Source organism: Flagellimonas chongwuensis (assembly GCF_013376415.1).
GTDB lineage: Bacteria > Bacteroidota > Bacteroidia > Flavobacteriales > Flavobacteriaceae > Flagellimonas > Flagellimonas chongwuensis.
Window position 1 is genome coordinate 302931 of the sequence record NZ_WYET01000007.1, and the last position, 22780, is coordinate 325710.

Genomic DNA, 22780 nt, shown 5'->3' on the forward strand with positions numbered 1-22780 from the left:
TTGTAGAAGGCTTACAAAATGTTGCAAACCATACGTATACTGGTGTTTAGAACTATTCTAAATCGATGAAATCCCTTAAAAAACTTGGGGTTTACCGCATTCGACTTCCTCTAAAAGCGGTAAATCAGGACGATAATTTGGGCTCCAACCATAGCCAGCCCAACGATAAAAGAAGTATGAAATATAACCAAATTGGAGTTATGGTTTGCAGTTCTTTTTTTGAGACCGACTTTGAATCATCAAAAGTGCTGCTTGAACCAAATTTTTGATAATTCGCATTCCTTAATTGGGTTTGATGGATGTTTTGAAGTTGACCGTCATCATACACAAAGTAGAACCATGGAGAAATGGAGTCATTGGCAACCTGAAGCTGGTTCCATCCCGTTTTTCTAGGATACACCGTACCCGTGAATTTACCCGGTATCAAAATATCTTGAAGCAACGGAATTCTAGCACCTTCTTCCGTGGTAATCTCAACATCCGTTAGCAACGTTTGTAATTCAAACTCAAAGGGCTCATCCAATCTTGGAATTTGGGTAAGTGACTTCCACTCTAACACAGTTTCCTGCTTCCGTGTTATATTGTTGAGTATTTTGGTCCAGATTCGGGTATAAAGTGCTTCTTGACCATCCAATAGCAATTGATAGGTGTTTTGAAGCAAGGTTGTCCCCACTTTTCCTTTTTGCACCGGTATATATGATGCAACGGTGACGTAATCCAATAAAATCTCTTGGGTACGCAAGTTTTCTTGGAATGCGTAAGGATATTTTGGTAAGGTCTGCATGGGCTGACCCAATGCGATTTCGGTAACATAATCCTTATTGAACCTGAACGGGGATTGACTTTCCGAAAGCCTGAACAAACCTTCATCAGCCTGAATAAAAATTCCAAGACCTTCCGAAGCAGAAATCTCTTCCATCGCTTCTTTTGAGGTACGTCCTAAACCGGTGTACGAATCCGTATCGATAATCAATAGGTCGTAATCCTTTAAGTTTTCAGAAGTGAAACCATAAATGGTCCCCGATGCCCCATTAAAATATTCAAACTTGTATTTGCCCTTGGTGAGTTGCGTCCGCGCCAAAACTTCATGCCCCTTTTCCGTTAAGAAGTTTTTGAGGTATTTGGTCTCGAAAGTGGGGAACGTATTGACCATTAAAATTTTTAGGGGTCTTCCCTCCTTTACTTGTATGGGTATAGGTTCGTTGGATACAACCTGTCCATCTTGGTCTTGCTCCATGAGATGATACACAAACTGTCCGCTGGCCTTGGGTTCGGCACTAAGTTGTATCAACTGACTTTCCGTTTCTTCCAAAGGGATGGAATCCAAAGGATTACCTCCATTATCGGCCAATACGGCCCAATTTCCGGCTACAGGATTGGCATAAGTAGCGCTAAGTTCCAAAGGTTCTCCCAAAATCAGTTCACTCTTGTTGGAGATATCCTGCCCCCCCTGATTGGCATCGCCTCCCAAAAAAGCGACCGACTTATGCTCTACCTGCCAAAAATCAAATGGTTCCATTCCATGTCCCAACAGAAAAATGGAATCCACCTCCGTTAAAAGGAACAATGTTCGTCCTTTTGTATATTCTTCGGTTTTGATGCGTTTGTAGATTGATTTTAAACTATCCAGCTGCGAAGAGCGATACCCATCTGTCAACACAATTCCCTTTCCGCGCATGGAATCTTGATAGGTACTTGGTTTCAATATAATCATGCAGAGCGATACGATGGCCAGAAATGATGCAATCAGTTTCACATAAAACCGTCGTTCTTTTCGTTGTGACCATTCCTTCCATACAAAAACTGCCATAAGGACCAGTCCTACAATAATCACGGGCCAAAAAAGATTCTGGTTCAAAAACACCACACCATCATTCATAAACGCCCAATTCTTTTAAGTACAACAAATTGATTTCACTATCATACTTGGTCTTTTTCATGGGAATGTCCTCCAAAGGGGGCAAAACCGATAAAAGTCCTTTTTGTACTTCCATATAGTTTTCTTTGGACCTATTGACGGCTTTTTCCAAATCGCGCAGTCCCTGTAGAATTTTAATGTATTTTAAGGGTTGCGAAATGGCCTTTTGTGCCAGTTCGTTTCCTGCATCAACAAAAAGCGCGCTGTCATTGGCATCAAATATTTTTTTCTCTTGGATGAGAGTTTCTAAACGGGAGATCGCCTGCCTTGTTGATGCAAAGGACTTTTGATACTCGAATTCCTGTCGCTTATCGTAATTGGTGATATTTTCAACATCTCCGCTCAACCTATTTTCTTCTTTGATGGGTGGAGGGTCAAAACCAATCCGATGGACATAAATCCGCGCACTGTTTTTAATTTCTTGTATGATTGCCAGGGCATCGTACTGGAACGGCAATGACTTTTCTGGCTCGTATAGACGTAGATGAAGTTCTGCATCCCACATAATGTTCAAGGCATCACGAAGCTTTGCTTTCAAGGATTTCTCGAACAAGGTGGATTCTTCGGGATCCGAGTGGTTGTGGAGATAATCATGAAGCGGGTCCTCCTCCTCTTCGGTTTCCTCGTTTTCATGGCCATGTTCTTCCACTAAATTATGCTCGTTATCGCTATCGTGCTTGTGGCTGTACTCATCCAGCAAATCGGCTTCCCCTTCTTCAGAACCATGGTCCGCTTCGCCCTGCTCGTGGGACACCGCTCCGGCCGCCGCCTGCATTTCGGTCTCGTCCCCCATAAACTGACCGTATTTTAAGCGTAGCTGTTTCTGGTCAAATCCAAGTTCGTTGCTCCTAAATTTGAAGTCCTTTTCAGAAATATTGGGTTTTTCTGCAATCAGTTTTTCGGTATCGATGATCAATTGGCGCTGGCTCCTAAAATAGTCGGGCATCAGGTCCACCCCCAAGTTGCCCTCTACTGCGAACATATCGGTCACAGTATCGCGGATTACCGCAAAGTAAGTCTCGCTGCGCGCAACGTTTGGCAAAGGTGTTTTTTGGTCCAATGCCTCCACATAAAAATAGAGCTCATCCCCAGGGTCCATTTTTAGGGCGTCCAAATCCAAAGGTTGCCGTAAATTCATTTGCTTGTTCCCTTTGGGAACGCTTCCTTTAAATCGAATGGTTTCTTCCCTAAACTTTACCGATTCACCAGAGCCTTTGCTCACCGTTGCAATGATATAGGCATCATCAATTCCAAAATCGTCAGAAATGTTAGCGTTGAGCATCAATCGTTTGTCGTCATCAAACTCAAAATAGCTGTAACTGTCCAATCCTTCAATCTGGACCAGGGGAGGTTCATCCTTGACCATTTCCAAAGAATACAGATCACTTACATAATCGTTTCCGTTGGCATCTTTAAAAGTAAAACTATAAAATCCGGATGCTTCCAAATTCTTGGTCAGTTGATAAGATGCATCCCGTTTTGTAAAATCAATCCGTTCTCCCATCAAGTCCATCCGAACGGCTTGCACATTACCGTCAAATTCCAAATTCCATATGAGATTGGAACCCTGTACGGCCTTAATGTTGGGGTCCGTGGTGTTCAAAATCGATTTTCTGGTGTAGTTTGGATATTGAACAGTGATCGTGGTTTTGATCAACTCTGGAATTTTTGTGGCACTGGATAAACTGTCCTTTGGTGCAAAAGTGATTTGCTTCTTCGTTGAAGAATTACCTCCCGGTGAACCTCCATATCTTGTCAAAATAAAACCACCTGCGAGGCCTAAAAGAATCAAACCGAACATAACCAAAGTCGCCTTAAAAATGTTGTGCGGCGGTTTCAATCGGGACAAAACCGGCTCTAACTGCGATGCTACCCTAAACTGCTGCAATTTGGACAAATCGGATAGCTCGTTAGAGGGCGACAATAAAAGTCCACTACTAAATCCCGCTTGGGGCAAATGTGCATCGATATAGCCCACTGCATTTTTGGAACTGATGCTCCATGGTTTTAGAACAAATAAAGCAATCCCGGCAGATACCATAAAGCCAATGATCCCGTAAAACAGATTATGGGTAAGTAGGTAAACAAAGCCACCGAATCCAATTACGTACAGAAGCGCCTCCATATATTTGGATTGCTGCCATCGCTTTTGAAACCGTTCTATAGATGCCGCTCCCATCATTGTTTTTTATAGTTTGATAACACCCGTTCCACAATCATCAGCACGGCAAGGATTCCAAATACCCAGAGAGAAATATCCAAAAAGGACGCTCTTTCCCTTTTTCGCTTAGGTTCCACGTAATTCGGTTTGAGTTGTGACTCATCCAATTGACGCACATCGGCACTCGTCAATAAATTCTTAACATCCTCATCCAAATCCAATATTTGCAACAATTGCTCCGGTAAACGTTGTTCCAGCGTATTTTTTGGGTTCAGCCTTGATGTTAGATAAAATACATTTTTCTCCTTCCCGGATTCAATCAATTCATCTGCCAATGGATTTTCCTGATACACTAATTGTTTACCATCCGATTGACCGTTCTGCGCAGTACCCAAAACAATATTCAAATCGGCTTGATTACTCATTGAATCACCTTGTTTATGAATACGTATTTCCTGTTTCAAAAATGTAGATAATGCCTTGAAAGATGCTTCGATATAGCTTCCTTCCCGTTCAAATTCCTTTTCCACAAACATATTAACATGAAGGGTGTCCAACTTTCTTACTGGAATAATTTGCAGAGCATCAGAAAGTAATCTAAGGCTGTCGCCCTCGGCAATAATCTCAAAACCATCTACCAGAGATTCCGTTTTAATTTGCGTTGCCGAACTATTACTGGAAGCTGTCACCAATTCCACTCCGGAATCACGCATAAGGGCCATCAAAGGTTGGGACAAGGTCTCTTCCGAATCCATGACCACCCAATGGATTTTCTTTTGGGTATTGGGCCGCATCGACCGGAAACCTTTTGCCAATGCTTTGGCGAAGACCACCACACTATCCGAACTTAAAGAATCCATTTTTTGCACCAATTGCCAATAGTTGGCCTGTTTCCCATCCATTTGATAATCCCGGTCCGCCACCCAATCTGGAAAACCATCTGCTAACAGGAGAACCGTTGAACTATCCTGTACACTATCCAATATTTTACTTATCGTCGCATCGTTGGCAAGGCTAGCTTCCACAAGGTAGGTCACATGCTCCCTATCTCCTGTGTTTCGCCATTGTGGACCGGCCATCAATACTACGACAAGGGCAATAATCAACATTCGTAGCAATAACAAGAGCCACTCGTTCAATTGTATGCTACTGGACTGCCTTGAATTGGATTCATCCAACAATTGGATACTCCCAATTTTAATGGTCTTGGCTTCCTTCTTGCTCCACAAATGGATGGCCAAGGGAACTAAAAGTCCCAAAAGTGCCCACAGATATGACGGATTTGCAAAAACCATTTACACCAGTCGTATTCGTTTCTTTAAAAAGAGCTGTAAAGCATCACCAAGGTCATTGTCCATCCGGAACAGATGATAATGAACTCCTTGGGAGAGCAATTGCTCTTTGGTTTGATTTATTTTCTCCTCCAAGGTTTTCAAATAGGCAACCTTGGCCTTGTTGATATCTACTTTTATTTTGGCACCGGTTTCCAAATCCTCAAAAGTGACAGACTTTTTGTAATCAAAATCCATTTCACTACCGGACATAATTTGTAGCACCACCACTTCATTGTGTGCCGTTTTCAAATTCTTCACAAAGTCGGACAGCTCGGAAACATCCTCGTACATATCGGTCAGGAAAAAGACCAGCTCCTTTTCTCCTTTATTGTGAATCCTTCTGGAAGCAATGGAAAGTTCCGGCCATTTCCCTTTGGTGGATATTTTCAACAATTCCAATAGCAAACGGTTGAAGTGTTTTTGGTCGGCTTTGGGATAAATGCTCACAAAATCATCTTCATTGAGCGCAAAAAGGCCGACCGAGTCACCTTGTTTTTGAGCTAAATGAGATAAACACGCTACCATAACGCGGGCAAACTCCAATTTGGAAATTCCGTTTTCTTCGTGCTCCATGGAAGCACTGGCATCCAAAATGAATTTGACGGTGACATGGCTTTCCACTTCGGATTGTTTGATGTAGTACCGACCTGATCGGGCCAACATTTTCCAATCGAGCAGCCTTAGGTCATCTCCAGGTTCATAACCTCGGTACTGACTAAATTCCATACCGGGGCCCACGCTCTTGCTCCGGTGCAGACCAGAGGTGTATCCTTCCACCACAATACGCGAAATCAGGCTAAGGCCCGATACGGTATTGATGACTTCAGGTTTTAAAAGGTCGTGGTAGTCCCTTGAGGCCATTATCTATCTTTTAATTGAATTGCCTTCAATATCTCTTTTGTAACCGTATCCGAGGTGATTCCTTCCGCATCAGCCCTAAAGTTTACGAGCACCCTGTGTCTCAGTACGGGCAAGGCAACTCTCTGTAGGTCTTCCAAGGTCACGGCCAAACGGCCTTCCAAGAGTGTGTTAGCCTTTGCGGTCAAGATCATTGCTTGTCCTGCACGTGGGCCTGCGCCCCAATCCACCCATTGCTTCACATAGTCCACCGAGGTGGTATCGGGTCGGGTAGCTCGGATAACATCGCTTACATATTGAATCAATCCATCACTGATGGATACCTCTCGGACCAACTGCTGTAACCTAACAATATCCTCTCCCGACAATACTTTGTTTAGTTGGGCTTTTTTGGTTCCCGTGGTGGCCTTCAAAATTTGGGTCTCCTCTTTATCGGTTGGATAGCCTATTTTGATGTACAGCAAAAATCTATCCTGTTGCGCTTCCGGCAATACAAAGGTCCCCGATTGTTCTATTGGGTTTTGTGTAGCTAGTATAAAGAAAGGTTTGTCCAAAGGATAGGTTTTGTCCCCATAGGTCACCTCAAACTCTTGCATGGCCTCCAAAAGAGCTGCTTGCGTTTTAGGGGGCGTACGGTTGATCTCATCCGCCAAAATGATATTGGAGAAAATAGGTCCCTTGTTAAACTTGAAGAATTTTTTGCCCGTGGTATGGTCTTCTTCCAATATTTCGGTTCCGATAATATCCGATGGCATTAAATCGGGCGTAAACTGAATCCGTTTGAATTTTAAATCGATAGCATTGGAAAGTGTGCGGATCATTAAGGTCTTGGCCAATCCCGGAACTCCTTCCAGCAGGGCATGTCCGCCTGCAAGAAACGTAATGAGCAGTTGTGAAACGGTATCCTCTTGGCCAATGATTACTTTGCCAATTTCTTTTTTAAGGGCGGTCAGCTTTTCGGAGAGCCCTTCTACTTCATTTGCAATTTGTTGTAGTTCTTTATCCAAATTAGTTCCATTAAGAGGTTAAAGCATATAACACAATATTCACCCCGAATCGGGTATTGTCTATTTTATACCAGCGTTTGTTTCTAAAGTCATAGTCCCATTCGCAACCATAATCCTTGTTGCTATAGAGCACCCCGATTCTTCCATCGATCACAATGGCCTTGAGGTATTCGTGCACAAGGTCGTCTCCCCAGCCGTTCAGTTCTTGTGAAGTGGTCGGCGGACCATCATCGAATTCAAAGAAAATGGTGTAGATCTCATGGTCGTTGGGAATTTTCTTTAGTTCACCCGGACCGAATATTTCTTCCATTTGCCGTTCGAACGATTTGGCAAACAGTCCGTCAATATCATGGTTACAGTCATCTGCGAAGACAAAGCCGCCATTACGCACATATTTTTCAAAGTTCTCGCGTTCCTTTTTGGTGAACTGGACCAGTTTATGCCCGGAAATATAGCAGAACGGACTTTTAAAAATATCTTCGCTGGACAGGGTAATGATTTTTTCTTGGGTATCCACTTTTAGGGTAGTGTACTCCACTAGAGAATTCAGTAAATTGGAAGGCATGCGCTGGTCCACATCCCAATCTCCCGATTCGTACTGTAACCTTGTAAAAAAGAATTCGTTATCCAATGCCATTTGGGTGGTAGGCTAAAATCATTGTCAAAATAAAAACTGGCGATCAAGGATAACCTGACCACCAGTTTGTTTTGATTCTTCTGTTTATACCGCGTCAGAAAGACTTGTGAACGTAAAGTCACGGATCTTCATATAAGGTATTAAGTTTCCGTTGACACGAACTTGTTCCCCAAGAGATTCCAGATTATTCAGCATAATGATCGGGCTCTCGTTAAACCTGAAATTTTTGACAGGGAATTTGATTTGTCCGTTTTCGATATAAAACGTTCCGTCCCTTGTTAAACCAGTGTACAATAAGGTTTGTGGATCCACACTTCGGATGTACCAAAAACGGGTTACCAAAATACCTTTTTTGGTTCCTTTGATCATATCCTCGAAGCTTTCATCGCCACCTTCCATAATGGAATTGCTGGGGAATGGAACTGGTTCTACTCCCTTTTGTTCCGCCCAATAACGATCGTAAGCCAGGTTTTTGACCACTCCGTTCTCTATCCAACTGGTCTTTTTAAGTGGCTGTCCCGAACCGTTCCATGTAGATGTCGGCACATCTGGGTTTAACGGATCGGACCAAATATTCACGCGCTCATCTACAATTTTTTGACCGAGTTTGGTTCCTCCATCTTTTGCGGACATAAAACTCCTTCCCTCGTCTGCAGACCTTGCATCCAAAGAACGGAACATGTTTCTCAACAAATCGGATGCCGCGGCAGGTTCCAAGATCACCGTATATTTTCCCGGTTCAATGGCACGTGCCTCTCTGGACATTACCGCTTTGTCTATCGCCACTTTTGATGCTTCGGAAGCATCGAACTTATCGATATCGTTATAATCCCTGGTCACCCAACCGGAACCTGTACCATCGTTGGTACGCATGGTTACCGTAAAGTCAACATCAGTGGATTGATTGTATGCAAATAGACCGTTTGAATTGATCATGGCCGAAAATTGGGCCGAATCATCCAGAAAACCTGCTGCGGTAACATCCTTTGCCGCTGCTGGAACAATACTCTTATTGGCAACCTCTGCCCTGTATTCTGGTGTTACATTGGCGGTAGATTCCTTGTACGTGATGGCCTCATCATAGGTTTGTGGCCCCAAAGGGGGCATGAATTCAGGGTTTTCAGGAGATAGTTGAGCGAGTTCTTCCGCTCTTTTCACTACCTTTTCGAGCGATGCATCATCAAACTCATCAATGGTAGCTGTTCCTACTTTTTTTCCAAAGCTTGATTGTACCACCAAACTCTGTGTAGATCTATATCCTGCGGTGGACACGGTATTTCTAGCATATCGGATATTGCCGCTATTACTTCCACTTAGGTTTATTTCGCAGGCATCGGCATTGGAAAAGCTCAATGCTTTTTCCAAAATCTTTTTTGCTTCTTCTTTAGTATATATAGCCATTGTCTTATTATTTAATTTGAATAAACCTTAAATGGTCCTACCTGTGTTGATTACATTGATTCCGTTAAACCGGGATGTGGAACTACCATGCGAAACGGCGCTTACCTGAGATGGCTGTCCTTTTCCATCGAAGAAAGAACCGAACAACCTATAGTCGTCCTTATCACATATTTTAGCACAGGAATTCCAGAACTCTTGGGTGTTGGACTGATAGGCCACATCTTCGAGCATACCTACTATCTCACCGTTCTTGATTTCGTAGAACAAGGTTCCCCCAAATTGGAAGTTGTAACGCTGTTGGTCAATGGAGTAAGAACCACGACCCAAAATGTAGATACCTTTTTCCACATCTTTGATCATGTCCTGCAAGGAATATTTTTCCTTACCTGGCTCCAAAGACACGTTGGGCATTCGCTGGAACTGCACATCTTCCCAACTTTGGGCATAGCAACATCCATGTGATTCGTTTTGATCGATCATATGAACTTGATCTCGGATGGCCTGGTAGTTCACCAAGGTTCCGTTTCTGATCAAATCCCATTTTTTGGTCTTTACTCCTTCATCATCATAACCAACGGCACCCAAAGAACCTTCTTGGGTCTTATCGGCCACAATGTTCACGATATCGCTGCCGTAGTTAAAGTCCTTGGATTCCCATTTGTCCAAAGTTGCAAAACTGGTTCCTGCATAGTTGGCCTCGTAACCCAAGACACGATCCAATTCCAATGGGTGTCCCACAGATTCGTGAATGGTCAATCCCAGGTGGTTGGGCTCCAGTACCAAATCGTATTTACCGGCTTCCACGGATTTCGCGGACAATTTCTCTTTGGCCTGTTTTGCGGCCATTGTTGCATCTTCTACAATATCGTAGCTTCTATTGTATAGTTTGATGCCCTGTGGACCTGCTAGTTTTTCAGATTCCAGACCGTCCATATATTCATAGCCCATGCCCATTGGCGCACTCAAGGCCTGACGGCTTCTGAACTTACCCTCTGCACGATCGATCGCCGTAACGTTAAAGGTTGGCCAAATTCGATGCACATCCTGATCAATATAAGATCCATCGGTAGAAGCAAAATACTTTTGTTCGTTCACCATAAAGAGGGCAGAGTTCACAAAATTGGCGCCGTTCTCCATAGCGGCGGAGTTTGCGCTCAAAAGCAAATCCACTTTTTCGGAAATAGGCACTTCTTTAAAATCCTTCTTTATCGGGGTTTTCCAAGATACCTCGCCATGTCCCTGTACCGGTGCCAAAACAACGGGTTCTTTTTGAATCTTTGAATTGGCCTTGGCAATGGAAACAGCATGCTGTGTTGCTTTTCTGATTCCATCCTCGGTCACATCATTGGTAGAGGAAAAACCCCAAGTACCATTGGCTATAACACGGATTCCAATTCCAAAGGATTCGGTATTCACCACATTTTGGACTTTGTCCTCACGTGTAAAGACATACTGGTTCAGGTACCTTCCTATTCGGGCATCCGCATAGGTGGCTCCCATGGATTTAGCGGTATTTAGGGCAACATCTGCCATTTTCTTTTTAAGAACGGTATCCATACCCGGTTCGAGCAATGCTTCCGCAGGAATGTCGTTTCCCAAAAGAAGCGAGGGCATCATCATGGCCCCTGCACCCATACCGGCGTACTGTACAAAATCTCTTCTTTTCATTTTGATTAGTTATTTGATTTATTTTGAGTTAATAATAGGCAAGGATATCTTAATAATGATCGATTCAAATCCATGCTTTTAAAATTAAGTAGTGCATACTTAGTTTTATGTTAATTTTAACCTAAAATCCTTGAACAACAGGCTATAGGCCCCAAACGACCAACCATAATTGCGAATACCTTAAAATCCGGTATTGTTTATTCGCGACTATACAACCGAATGAATAAGCAAAGTACAAGGTTTACCTCACAATGGCATCGACCATTATATCTGTATTGATTTTCTACATTTTGTTACAGTACATTCCAAATTGATTATAATGTGACGAGAATCTTATCTTTGAAACAAACGTGGATTATATGGACCACATGCTCATACCTATCCTCATTGCGCTCTACATACTGATTGCACTGACCATGGTCGTAAGCTTGTTATTGAACGGGGTAAGGCCCAGCAAGACCTTGGCTTGGCTGTTGGCCATCTTTACCATCCCCGTAGCAGGTGTCCTGCTATATATTTTGTTTGGCAGGAACAGGAGAAGGTCCAAGATGTTTTCCTTGAAAAATCAGTTTGCCCCCATTCAACCATTGGAAAACGCAAATTGTAATCCCCAGATCTCAGATGATAAGCTCAAAATAACCCATTTGATCAACAAAACAACCCATTGCGGCATAACCTGCCATAACGATCTAGAGTTGTTGAAGGATGGAAAAATTACCTTTGAAAGCATATTTGAGGCCATCGAAGGGGCCAAAGAGCACATACATTTACAATATTACATTTTTGAAGATGGCGAACTGGCTGATAGACTTCTGGATATTTTTGAAAGGAAGGTGGCGAGCAACGTAACCATAAGATTGCTCTACGATGGTATCGGCAGTTATTCACTAAGTAAGAAATACCTCAAAAAACTCAAAGATATAGGTGTTGAAACAGCACAGTTCCTTCCCTTTAAGTTTGGGAGGTTTCTGGCTTCATTAAACTATCGGAACCATAGGAAAATAATCGTGATCGACAATAAAATAGGGTTTACCGGTGGCATCAATATTTCGGACAAGTATCTTAGGGGCGACCAAACATTGGGAAAATGGCACGATACCCATCTAAAAATAGAAGGTGAGGCCGTTGACTTTTTGAACCGATTATTTGTCACGGACTGGTTTTTGGCCAGTGGCAAAAAAGTGGAAGCCTCCAATTTTAAAACCCAAGCGATCCATAGGCATAAAACTTCACTACAAATTGTACCCAGTGGTCCGGACGATGATTTTGATGTAATGGAACAGGTCTATTTTTCCATTATCAATAGTTCTCAAAAATACCTATACATCGTAAATCCATATATAATTCCAAACCATGCCATACTGCAGGCGCTCATGACCGCCGCACTGAGCGGTGTGGATGTCAGGATTCTAATGTCGACCACCACCGATATCAAATTGGTGGACTGGTGCGTTAGGGCCTATTTTGAATCCTATCTCAAGGCTGGCATTAAAATATATTTATATGCCGACGGCTTTTTGCACAGTAAGGTCATGTTGTGCGACGATGAGATCGCCAGTGTAGGAACCGCCAATCTAGACAATAGGAGTCTGCAGCAAAATTATGAAGCACAAGTGTTCGTTTATGACAGGGACTTGTGCAAAAGGATGAAATCAGATTTTTTTAAGGATTGTGAAAAATCATTGATTTTGAACGATTACAACCAATACAAGGAAAGACCTTGGATCCAAAAATTGATTCAGGGCTTTGCCAAATTATTGAGTCCCCTTCTATAGTGTTACGGTCTGGAAACCCAGTTCGTTTTTGCAGGTTTTTCCTTTTTCCCAACAATCCAAATTGTAAATGGTGGTCTCGGCGATCCTCAACAACGCTTCTCTTGTGGCAAATGCTTGGTGTGGCGTCAAAAGTACATTGGGCAGATCGATCAATTCTTGAAGCAGCTCATCGGTAATGCCCGTTTTGCTGTTATCCTTAAAAAAGATTCCTCTTTCACGCTCATAAACGTCCGTGGCATATCCCCCAAGGTGTCCGTCCTTTAACACCTTGACTAGATCTTCTGTTTTTACGATACCTCCTCGCGCCGTATTGATCAATATGGCTCCCTGTTTCATTGCCAAGAACATGGGTTCATAAAAAATATGGTGTGTTTCATAGGTTAGCGGCGCATTGATACTGATAACATCGGATCGTCTGCACAGTTCTTCCAAGGGAAGGTATTCCACATCGTAGTGGCTTTCCAGATAATGGTTACGTCTTACATCATTGGCCACCACCTTGCACCCAAAAGCATGGAAAATTTTCACCAAAATAGAACCTATCCTTCCTGTTCCAAAAATACCGACCGTCTTTCCGTTCAAATCAAAGCCCATTAAATTATCCAAAGTAAAATCATATTGTTTTACCTGGGCATTTGCCTGAATGAGCCTACGGTTGATCGCCAACAATAAACCTACGGCATGTTCTGCAATTGCATGGGGGGAGTATTCCGGTGCATAAGCCACTTTTAGTCCGATTCTTTTTGCTGATTTAACGCTTACATTGTTATAGCCCGTTGACCTTAAAGTGATGTATTTAACCCCCAGATCATGGAGGATTTCCAGAACAACCAGACAGGCATCATCGTTTGAAAAGACACAAACGGCATCATAACCTGCGGCCATAACAGCCGTTGAGGAGTCCAATGTTTCCGGAACAAAGGTCATTTTATGCTTGCCGTTATTGAATTTTTCCAAGTTTTTTATCTCAAAATCCTTGGCGCTGTACACCAATACCTTCATTTTGTTCAATTTAATTCAACAATCGTTTTTGCTTTTTGCGCTTAATCACTTTGGATATAATATCGAACATGAGGTTCTTGGTGTGCCTGTACTTCATAAAGTAATCGGACACATCCATGGACAAATCGTTGTGGGTATCCAGATAGGCTGCTTCCATTTTTTCTTGATTAATATCATCTACCATGATCTGGAGCTGATTTTCATGCAATTGCACCCTTTTGAACAAGTCCACCAAATCCTTTTCGGATTGGTTCAAGGATTGCACCAGGGGCTGTACACTTTTGAACATATCCGAATCAATAATGTCCAATGTATAATCCTTCACCATGGTATTCAGAAATTTTTGCTCATCTCTGGCAAATTTCAATTCAGAAAACCACTTCTTTGATTCCTCGTGCAGCTCCTCTGCACTGAACCACTCTTTAAGCCTCCTTTTGTTTGATTTTGTTTCCATAACGATAATTTAAACATTGTTACATGTCATGTATTGCCAAATTCCTGGCCAATCAAAAATAGACCACAATCATTTGATGTATAATGATTTAAATCATATCAAACGATGATTATCTGGATTCTCAATTTCGACCGTCCTTTCCAAAGGATTTTTTAACCAATGCCTTTATCTGGTTCTCGGTCATGCTGTCCGCAGTCTCTTTCTTCTTTACTTTTTCGGCTATACGGGAATGTCTTGTTTTTAGAGCGTCCAAAAATTTATCCGGTGTTTCCGCAGGGCCAAAAATGACTATTTCGTCGGCATCTGAAACTTGCTCGGCTATCTCTTCAAAGTATTTTTTTAATTGGTGTTTCTCCCTTTCAAGATATTTGCTGTCCTGCACCACATCCTGTGGACCCCATTTAGTTTTGGAACGCGCACCTCCCTTGGGGTTAAAAAAATCAAGTTCTGAGGAAATATTAAAAAAACTTTCCTTGTTATTGTTAAGCACCACTCCTTTGGCTTCTTGCTTATCCATCCATATCCCTACTTGTTTCATACCATCATCCTTTTTAATTATAATTCCTTTTAACATGGGTGTTCTTCTCCCTTAACCAGTATATCGGTTTTGCTAGAAAATACAAGGATTCATACTTCTCTGCAATGATTTATATCACCTGAAGGAGACTATTTTACTCAAGAGGTATAGGAAGTACCATAAAAGGGACTTTGCTGTACAGGCCTATTTTTTTGATGACGGGTTCCAAAAAAAGACGCTCTAAAAATGAATGTTTGTTCTTAACCATGACCAGCAAATCAACAGGTTGTTTTTCCTGAAAGGCATTGATGGCCGCTATCAGTTCTTGGTCGGGCAGGTCGTAGAATTCATGGTTGTGTTCCAACAGTTTTCCTTCCAATCGTACTTTTTGGTTTACTTGTCCTTCATCGAGTCCTTCTGGTGAGGATATATGCAATATATGCAACTTGGAATGCTCTAGCTTGGAGAATTTGAGTAGAAAATCCAGATGGGCCTTTTGGTAATCCACTTCATAATCGGTAGGAAACAAGATATTTCTTGGCGGTTCATATTCAAAATCGCTTGGAATCATCAAAACAGGTACTGCAGATTTTTGGATTACCTGAACCGTATTGGACCCAAAGAGAATTTCCATAGCACCTGTGGCTCCTTGTGTTCCCATCACAATAAAATCGATACCCTCTTTATGGGAAATGGAATCCATCTCTTCTGCCAGTGTGTTAAAAGCGGCATGGGACACAAAAGTATGCTTGGCGGGATTGGACAGGGGCCTGATTTTTTCTATGGTATCTTCCAGAGCTTCCTCTGCACTATTTCTTTGAACATCCGGTAATCCCAACTGTCCAGGGCTGCCCAGTGTATAATCCACTCTGTAAATGGGCGGTGTGTATGTATGCACTAAATAAAACCTGCATGTATGGTTATGCAATAACTTCAAGGCATAGGCAATGGCATGGAACGCATTTTCAGAAAAATCGGTGGGCAATACGACTTTGATCATTACTCAGTTGATTTTAAGATACTAATCATATCAAAGTTACACAAGCTTTCCCAGTCCTGATATGATTTGCATCACATGGTTTCCAAAAAATCAAAAGTATAATCTTCCACCCCTTATTCATGTATCACATAGAAGGGTATTTTTGTATGAAAACTGATTTGTTCCACAATGGAATCGAACAAAACCTGTTGTATAAAATTGATATTCTTGGCCACCATGAACATCATATCAATTTCCCGGCTTTCCACAAAACATTGAATGGCAGACTTCACTTTTTTATTGGTAATGGTGTGAAAGCTATGACCTTCTTGGAGGGTTTCCTTTATAAAGTCCAAAAGATATTCTTTATTGTTCTTTTGTTCCTCGGTCAGGTGGTCGCCCTCCTGTATTGCATGCATAATACGAAATTGCGACTTGCCCAGCTTCACCATTTCCATCATAGGTCGAAGGATTTTTAAAGAATAGAAAATGTTCAAGTCTGTGGGAAAGGCAATTTCCCTGGGTTTGGAGATTTCAACATCCTCGGGGACCACTAAGGTATTGCATTGGACTTTGGTGATGACATCTCCAGTATGGGTTCCCACTACCTTTTCCTTGATGCCAGATGCTCCCTTGGTCCCTATCACAATAAGGTCGATATTGTTTTCCTGTAGATGCTTTTTAATGGTGGGGATAAAAAACCCATATTCGTGCAAAGGGAAAAAGAAATGATTGGCCTCCAAACTGTGCTCCCTTGTTTCCTTGACCAGTTCAGCCAGTTCCTTTTTGGTGCTTTCGGTGACCTTATCGGTTTTTATGTAAAGTCCAGCATCGTTTTTTGTATCTAGGAGCGTACCAACATAGAGCAAATAGAAGTTGCATTCCAAAGAGCTGAACAGCATCTGTGCATACTTGAGTGCCCTGATGGAGTTCTGGGAAAAGTCGGTCGGTACCAGAATATTCTTCATTATGTCATAAATTGTGGGCACAAGTTTATCATTCACAAAAAAATAAGGAATGATAAATATCACTTACACTATTTATAACATTGATTTAGTTAATGTACCTGCTCCAGAGCCTCCTTGTCGAGTACCAAAATGTTTCTATTTTCGATGGCAATAAGTCCTTCTTGTTTAAAATCCGACAACGTTCGTATTAAACTCTCAGTTGCAATGCCAGCAAGGCCCGCCAAGTCGCTTCGCGTAATTTTTAAGGCCTGTTGCTTATCCCTGTTTATTGCTTTGGAAAACAGCAAAAGCGTTTGCGCCGTTTTTTTTCTCACCGAACTATAGGCCATTTGCAACAACTGCTTTTTTATTTCTGCGAGGTTGCCGGCAATAACATCCATCAATTCCAAGGAAATGCTTTTATTGTCCTCTAAAATGGCCTTGACTTTTTCTTTGGATATACCCGCGAGTTCCACATCATCGATAGCAATGGCATATTCCTGATACGGTAGATGGTCGGTCAATGAAGTAAACCCCAAAAAATCGTCCTCTGCATATATGGATGTAATCAATTCCTTTCCTTCTTCATCCAGACTACAACCTTTGACGACGCCTTTTAGGATAAGGAATACCATGTTTGAATGGTCTCCGCTATTATAGATGACCTCGTCTTTTTTAAAAGAGAACTGTTCTCCATGATCATCAAAGAAGTTTTTCAGTTCGTTCAAGGTACGAATCTCATCCTCCCTTACTTGTTCAGGCCGTTCTTTGAGCAAGGTATCCATTTGTTTTGCCTTCTCTAAGCGGCACTCAATGGCAGACAAAAGTTCCTCTTCTTCAAATGGTTTGGTCAAATAATCATCGGCACCAAGGTTCATGCCCCTTCTCACATCCTGTTTTTCGGTTTTGGCAGAAACAAAAATAAAAGGGATATGGCGCGTGCTTTTGTCAGACGATAATTCTTCCAAAACCCCATATCCGTCCAGTTCGGGCATCATAATATCACAAAGCACCAAATCGGGAAGTTCCTTTTTTGCCATATCCACAGCTATTCTTCCATTTGATGCAGAACACACATTAAAACCGGACAATTCCAACAATTCTGCTACATTTTCGCGTAGCGAGGTGTCATCTTCAACCAGTAAAATTTTTTTCATTTTCCTTGTTATTTATTGGTATGAACAGAGTGAACGTAGAGCCTGTCCCCATTTCACTCTTAAAAGTTACATTAGCGTTTAGGTTGTTCATATGTTGGCGCACAATATTGAGGCCTATTCCCGTCCCTTGAACGGTAAGCACATTGGTGGCCCTAAAATATCTGTCAAAAATAAATGGCTGGTCCTCGAGCGGTATTCCGAATCCATTATCCACGACATCAATTTTCAATTGGTCATTTTCTTGGGATACCCTTAATTCAATATCTGAATGCTCAGGAGAATACTTTATGGCATTGTGAACTAAATTGGAAAGGGCCAACCCCATAATTTTTTCATCAAATTCTACTACAATCCCATCGATATCTCTTGGATACTGTATCCGTTGGCCTTCTTTTAAGAGCATATTGGCGTCGTACACCACCTCATTTATCAACTTGCTCAGCGGAAAGGAGGTAATGGAATAATTCACCTTACCAAGATCCAAACGCTCTATGGAAAGAAAATCGGTAAGTATATTATCCAGATACCTTACCTTGGATTTAATGGTTGTAATGTGTTTGTCCCGCTTTTCCTGCTGTTCCGATGTAGTGTATTTTTTCAAAAGGGATGTTGAGGTCAAAATACTGGAAAGCGGTGTTTTAAACTCATGGGACACCAAGGAAAGGAATTTGGTCTTTAGCTCGTTGAGCTTTTTCTCGGCCTGTAGCGCCTCCCTTAATTGTTGGGTTCTTTCCTCTACGGTATTTTCCAGTTGCTGCGTGTAATTTTTCCTCTCGGTAATATCCAGAACAATCGCTACGCATACCCTTCTTTTCCCAATAAAGGAGAGTTGAAGGTGTACCTCAACCGGATATAGGGAACCGTCCTTTCTTTTATGGATGGTTTCAAAAATCACCTTTTCCTTTCGTCCCGATAGCAGTGGCGATATCAAACGTTCCAACACATCCTTGGTGACCTCTGGTTTAATATCCATTACGGACATCTTTCCCAAATCCTGCATATTGTACCCCAAATTCATTTGGGCACCACGGTTCACATTGATAAAAATAAAAGATTCCGCATCGAACACATAGATTTCGTTCAGGGACTCATCAAAAATCTGGAACCAATAATCTATGGTCTGTTCGGCCTTCTTTTTTTCAGTGATATCCATGATCAGGGCCAAAACATATTGTTTTTCTTGAATCTTGAACGGGTTAAGGCTTATTTCCAATGGGAACTCTTCCCCACCTTTGCGGATTCCAACCAAGTCCAACCCTTTTCCCATTTGTCTGGCCTTGCCCTCGCCCATAAATTTATCGGCCAGTTTGCCATGTTTGTGCTTTGCACGTTGTGGAATTAAAATGTCCAAAGGTTTGCTGATAAGCTCTCCCTCTTTATAATCGAACATTTTATTGGCGGCCTTATTGCTCGCAGTAATTTGCTGTTGGGCATTGACAATGACTATGCCCTCGGAGATAACCTCCGAAAACATACCCAAGACGTTACTTTCTTCGAATGTTTTCAAAACAATTACTAAAATTACTGATTTTGATCATGCATTCATGTCAATTGGATCAGTATATTTAATCTTGAGTTAAAAATTAAGAAAATGTTGGAATCTGGAAAAAAACAAGTGAACGAATTATACCAAAACCTAGGAAAACTCTTTTATGCCGTGGCCATGGCAGACCATAGTGTCCATATGAAGGAAATGGAAAAACTGAACGAAGTGGTCCGCGACCATTGGCTGGAGGTTGATGATATTGAAGATGAATATGGAACTGATTCTGCTTTTCAAATTATTTCTGTTTTTGATTGGTTATTGGAATATCAAAAGGACAGTGAAGAAATCTATGAGGAGTTTGAAGCATTCTATATGGAGCATAAAATTCTGTTCACCCCAAAAATCAAGCATTTGGCCATGTCTACTTCAAGAGCTATAGCCGCTGCATTTTATGGTAGCAATAAATCGGAACTTATCTTATTGGGTCGCCTCCAGTTACTCTTCGAAGAATAATTAAATTTTGATGGTCATTACCGGTATCTTGGCGTGATTGGATACATTCTCGGCCAAACTTCCAACAACAAAGTGGTCCAATCCCTTGCGGCCATGGGTTGGAATTACCAATAGGTCAGCGTTTCTTTCAAAACAATAACGCAGTATGCCCCGCTCCACGGAATTATCGTCATAAAAATGGATATCGATTTCCTTGCCCAATTCCTTTTTAAAGTTTTCCATCCGTTCGACCACATCATCCCTGCCCATAAAATTGGCGCCGGCACTGTGCACATATACCATTTCCAAGGAAGCGTTGTTCAATTGGGCAAAAGCCTCGGCTTTGCGATACACCGGAATGGCTTCCTTCTCCAGGTCACACGCCATCACCATTCGTTTAACATCAAATCCACTGGAGCCTGCCTTGATTACGATAACGGGAAGTTCAGAGGAACGCACCACTTTTTCCGTATTGGACCCAACAAATAATTCCTTCAGTCCACTGGTTCCATGCGAACCCATTACGATCATATCACAGTTTTGTTCAAGGGCCACTTGATTTACTTCTTCAAAGTCCTTATAATTTTGGATAATACTGTCCACAGGAATACCTTCGAGATATTTCTTCTTGGTAAATTCATTGATTTTATCCTTTGCCAATTTCAAGAAATACTTGGCTTCTGCCTCTTCGGCTATTTCGGAATTGGCCAAAACGGAATCGGATATTCCGATCATATGGAGCAAAACAATTTTGGCCTTATGTTGCTTCGCAATTTTTGATGCTGCTTCAAGGGCATATTCGGAATGCTTTGAGAAATCGACGGGTACCAATATTTTTTTCATGACATCAAATTTTAGGGGGGTGGAATGTTTCCAAACCAACTTATCCTTAAAAATAATCTCTGAACGATTATTTTCCTATGACGCCTGTCATGTCAAAAAAACATACTTATTCTAATGTATTGAGCCTTCTTTTTAAAGCTGCCACCTCTTGTTGCAGACTTTCCACTTGACCTAACAAGTGGTGAATGACCTGGATTCCTTCAGGGTTTATATCAAGTTCGTTATGTAGACGGGCCATTTTTTCCAAAAGTGGCAAATCTTCCAAATGTAGCTGTCCGTCTCCTTGTTCAAAATCTACATGTAGAATCTCATATTCGCACATGGAACGAACAAAAGATTCACCAACTCCATGGTGTTCACAAAATGTTTTTACCGATATATAATGTTCTTCCTTCATTTGTACTATGTTAGGTTGGTTTCTTCCAAGGATTCAAACAACGACTTTTGTTCCGGGGTCAGGTTTTTGGGCATTTTTACCACATACGTTAGGTACAGGTCGCCAAACTGTCCTTCCTTTTTATATTTCGGAAACCCTTTCCCCTTAAGTTTTACCTGTGTACCGTTATCGGTTCCGGGAGCTACTTTTAATTTCACTCTTCCTGTTAGCGTCTCCACCTGTATCTCTCCGCCCAAAACAGCTTTGATCAAAGGAATTTCAATGGTCTTGTACAGATTTTCCCCGTCGCGTTTAAAAGTTGTATTGTTGACGATGGAAAAGGTAATGTAGAGATCTCCTGCTGGGCCGCCTTCGATACCAGGGCCTCCATGCCCTTTGATTTTAATGGTCTGCCCATCTTCTACACCTGCGGGAATGGTCAAACGGATATTTTTTCCGTTCACCGTTAGCGTTTGCTTTTGGGTTGTGTAGACATCTTTTAGGTACAATTTTAATTCAGCATTGTAATCCTGTCCCCTAAACCGTACCCGTTGGCCACCGGAACCGAACCCGGCACCTCCGCCTCCGAACATCGACTCAAAAAAGTCCGAAAAATCCTGGGCTGAACCTCCTGAACGGCTGTACGTATACCCCGAACCAGTATTTTGACGAGCATGTTGTGAACGTGATTGCCTTGCTTTTTCAAACTCCTCAGCATGCTGCCAATCCTTACCATACTCATCATATTTTTTTCTTTTTTCGGGGTCGGAAAGCACCTCGTTGGCCTCATTCACACGTTTGAAGTTCTTTTCCGCCTCCGAATCGTTAGGGTTAAGATCGGGATGATATTTCCTTGCCAATTTCCGATAAGCCTTTTTAATCTCATCAGTGGATGCTTTATTGTCCACCCCCAATACTTTATAATAATCGATAAAATCCATAAGTCAATCTAGAAATCTGAGTTAGGTTGAACCGTAAACTACCTTATCAAATTTCGCTAAAATCTTCTTTCTTCACAATGACCTTTGTCAGAACACCACACTTTGCCTTCGAAAGTTTTTGATTTTCGTATCTAAGCTACAAGAAGTATCTTTAAGTTGATAAATCCAATACATGATCATTCATCAATTCGACCAGACCAATTCCATCTTGAATAGTTTTATTGCTGAAATAAGGGATGTTAATATCCAAAAAGATGCCATGCGGTTTCGCCGCAACATTGAACGCATTGGAGAGATTCTGGCTTACGAAATGAGCAAAACATTGGATTATAAACCAAAGGAAATCACAACTCCTTTGGGCACCAAAAAATCCTTTTCATGTTCTGATAAATTGGTGCTTTGCTCCGTGCTTAGAGCAGGATTGCCCTTGCACCACGGAATTTTGGGTTATTTTGATGGGGCCGAAAATGCCTTTATTTCGGCATACCGTAACCATCCCAATAATGATGATGATTTTGAAGTTATTGTAAATTATTTTGCAGCGCCTCCGCTTGATAATAAAATCTTGGTGCTAACGGACCCCATGCTGGCCACGGGAAAAACTTTGGAAAATGTTCTCAATGCCCTAAAAGGTCATGGTTCGCCAAAACAGATTCACATTATTTCCGTCATTGGTTCCAAAACCGGTGTGGCAAAAGTAGCTAAAACATTTCCCGATAATACCCAGTTGTGGATTGCAGCTGTGGATGAAGGGCTTACCAGCAAAGGTTATATTGTTCCAGGTTTGGGCGATGCCGGTGATTTGAGCTACGGGTTAAAATTATAAA

The 22780-nt window shown here is 41.9% G+C and carries 21 protein-coding genes; 3 read left to right on the forward strand and 18 right to left on the reverse strand.

The features are described 5' to 3' along the window. Positions 1 to 124: 124 nt before the first annotated feature. From GUA46_RS14050 to GUA46_RS14085, 8 genes are all read right to left on the reverse strand, one after another. Positions 125 to 1879 (reverse strand): hypothetical protein, encoded by a 1755-nt coding sequence (locus tag GUA46_RS14050; protein WP_176621016.1) that lies wholly within the window; start codon positions 1877 to 1879, stop codon positions 125 to 127. Continuing rightward, positions 1872 to 4100 (reverse strand): tryptophan-rich sensory protein, encoded by a 2229-nt coding sequence (locus GUA46_RS14055; RefSeq protein WP_176621017.1) that lies wholly within the window; start codon positions 4098 to 4100, stop codon positions 1872 to 1874. The genes GUA46_RS14050 and GUA46_RS14055 overlap by 8 nt, the downstream gene beginning before the upstream one ends. Next, complete coding sequence (locus GUA46_RS14060; protein ID WP_176621018.1) at positions 4097 to 5374, reverse strand: BatA domain-containing protein; 1278 nt, start codon at positions 5372 to 5374, stop codon at positions 4097 to 4099. Before GUA46_RS14060 ends, GUA46_RS14055 begins: the two co-directional genes overlap by 4 nt. Next, positions 5375 to 6274 (reverse strand): DUF58 domain-containing protein, encoded by a 900-nt coding sequence (locus tag GUA46_RS14065; protein ID WP_176621019.1) that lies wholly within the window; start codon positions 6272 to 6274, stop codon positions 5375 to 5377. Continuing rightward, positions 6274 to 7278 (reverse strand): AAA family ATPase, encoded by a 1005-nt coding sequence (locus GUA46_RS14070; RefSeq protein ID WP_176621020.1) that lies wholly within the window; start codon positions 7276 to 7278, stop codon positions 6274 to 6276. The genes GUA46_RS14065 and GUA46_RS14070 overlap by 1 nt, the downstream gene beginning before the upstream one ends. Before the next feature lie 10 nt (positions 7279 to 7288). Then, entirely contained in the window at positions 7289 to 7909 is a 621-nt protein-coding gene (locus tag GUA46_RS14075; RefSeq protein ID WP_218109566.1) for a DUF4159 domain-containing protein, read from the reverse strand. Positions 7910 to 7999: 90 nt separating this feature from the next. Continuing rightward, positions 8000 to 9316 carry a TldD/PmbA family protein gene (locus GUA46_RS14080; RefSeq protein WP_176621022.1) on the reverse strand — a complete coding sequence of 439 codons (1317 nt, stop codon included), beginning with the start codon at positions 9314 to 9316 and terminating at the stop codon, positions 8000 to 8002. Between the two features lie 27 nt (positions 9317 to 9343). Next, positions 9344 to 10984 carry a TldD/PmbA family protein gene (locus tag GUA46_RS14085; RefSeq protein ID WP_176621023.1) on the reverse strand — a complete coding sequence of 547 codons (1641 nt, stop codon included), beginning with the start codon at positions 10982 to 10984 and terminating at the stop codon, positions 9344 to 9346. A 368-nt stretch (positions 10985 to 11352) separates the two neighbouring features. Here GUA46_RS14085 and cls point away from each other — a divergent pair, with 368 nt between their 5' ends. Beyond that, positions 11353 to 12759 carry a cardiolipin synthase gene (gene cls, locus GUA46_RS14090; protein WP_176621024.1) on the forward strand — a complete coding sequence of 469 codons (1407 nt, stop codon included), beginning with the start codon at positions 11353 to 11355 and terminating at the stop codon, positions 12757 to 12759. Here the strand turns inward: cls and GUA46_RS14095 are convergent. From GUA46_RS14095 to GUA46_RS14125, 7 genes are all read right to left on the reverse strand, one after another. Further along, entirely contained in the window at positions 12754 to 13761 is a 1008-nt protein-coding gene (locus GUA46_RS14095) for a 2-hydroxyacid dehydrogenase (RefSeq protein WP_176621025.1), read from the reverse strand. The two genes, cls and GUA46_RS14095, sit on opposite strands and share 6 nt — an antisense overlap. 10 nt (positions 13762 to 13771) lie before the next feature. Then, the gene (locus GUA46_RS14100; protein ID WP_176621026.1) at positions 13772 to 14215 is read right to left on the reverse strand and encodes a hypothetical protein; all 444 of its coding nucleotides are present in this window, start codon (positions 14213 to 14215) and stop codon (positions 13772 to 13774) included. 121 nt (positions 14216 to 14336) lie between these two features. Continuing rightward, the gene (locus tag GUA46_RS14105) at positions 14337 to 14753 is read right to left on the reverse strand and encodes a hypothetical protein (protein WP_108244452.1); all 417 of its coding nucleotides are present in this window, start codon (positions 14751 to 14753) and stop codon (positions 14337 to 14339) included. A 133-nt stretch (positions 14754 to 14886) separates the two neighbouring features. Further along, positions 14887 to 15732 carry a universal stress protein gene (locus tag GUA46_RS14110; RefSeq protein ID WP_176621027.1) on the reverse strand — a complete coding sequence of 282 codons (846 nt, stop codon included), beginning with the start codon at positions 15730 to 15732 and terminating at the stop codon, positions 14887 to 14889. Between the two features lie 113 nt (positions 15733 to 15845). Beyond that, a complete protein-coding gene (locus GUA46_RS14115) occupies positions 15846 to 16679 on the reverse strand; it encodes a universal stress protein (protein ID WP_176621028.1) in 834 nt (277 codons plus the stop codon). Positions 16680 to 16768: 89 nt separating this feature from the next. Further along, on the reverse strand, positions 16769 to 17815 hold the full coding sequence (locus GUA46_RS14120) for a response regulator (RefSeq protein ID WP_176621029.1): 1047 nt from the start codon (positions 17813 to 17815) through the stop codon (positions 16769 to 16771). Continuing rightward, entirely contained in the window at positions 17793 to 19322 is a 1530-nt protein-coding gene (locus GUA46_RS14125; protein WP_313790873.1) for a sensor histidine kinase, read from the reverse strand. The genes GUA46_RS14120 and GUA46_RS14125 overlap by 23 nt, the downstream gene beginning before the upstream one ends. An 84-nt stretch (positions 19323 to 19406) precedes the next feature. Between GUA46_RS14125 and GUA46_RS14130 the strand changes: the two genes are divergently transcribed. Next, positions 19407 to 19814, forward strand: a complete 408-nt coding sequence (locus GUA46_RS14130; protein ID WP_176621030.1) for a hypothetical protein — start codon at positions 19407 to 19409, stop codon at positions 19812 to 19814. Here GUA46_RS14130 and GUA46_RS14135 read toward each other — a convergent pair whose 3' ends face one another. The 3 genes from GUA46_RS14135 to GUA46_RS14145 all read right to left on the reverse strand — a co-directional run bounded on the left by GUA46_RS14135 (position 19815) and on the right by GUA46_RS14145 (position 21953). Further along, positions 19815 to 20636: a universal stress protein gene (locus GUA46_RS14135; protein ID WP_176621031.1), complete on the reverse strand. Its 822-nt coding sequence runs from the start codon at positions 20634 to 20636 to the stop codon at positions 19815 to 19817. It abuts the gene before it with no gap. A gap of 106 nt (positions 20637 to 20742) precedes the next feature. After that, on the reverse strand, positions 20743 to 21033 hold the full coding sequence (locus GUA46_RS14140; RefSeq protein WP_176621032.1) for a chaperone modulator CbpM: 291 nt from the start codon (positions 21031 to 21033) through the stop codon (positions 20743 to 20745). A 5-nt stretch (positions 21034 to 21038) separates the two neighbouring features. Continuing rightward, a complete protein-coding gene (locus tag GUA46_RS14145) occupies positions 21039 to 21953 on the reverse strand; it encodes a DnaJ C-terminal domain-containing protein (protein WP_176621033.1) in 915 nt (304 codons plus the stop codon). 172 nt (positions 21954 to 22125) lie between these two features. On the opposite strand from GUA46_RS14145, the gene upp reads away from it, so the two are divergent. Next, positions 22126 to 22779, forward strand: a complete 654-nt coding sequence (gene upp / locus GUA46_RS14150; protein WP_176621034.1) for a uracil phosphoribosyltransferase — start codon at positions 22126 to 22128, stop codon at positions 22777 to 22779. Position 22780: the final 1 nt, after the last annotated feature.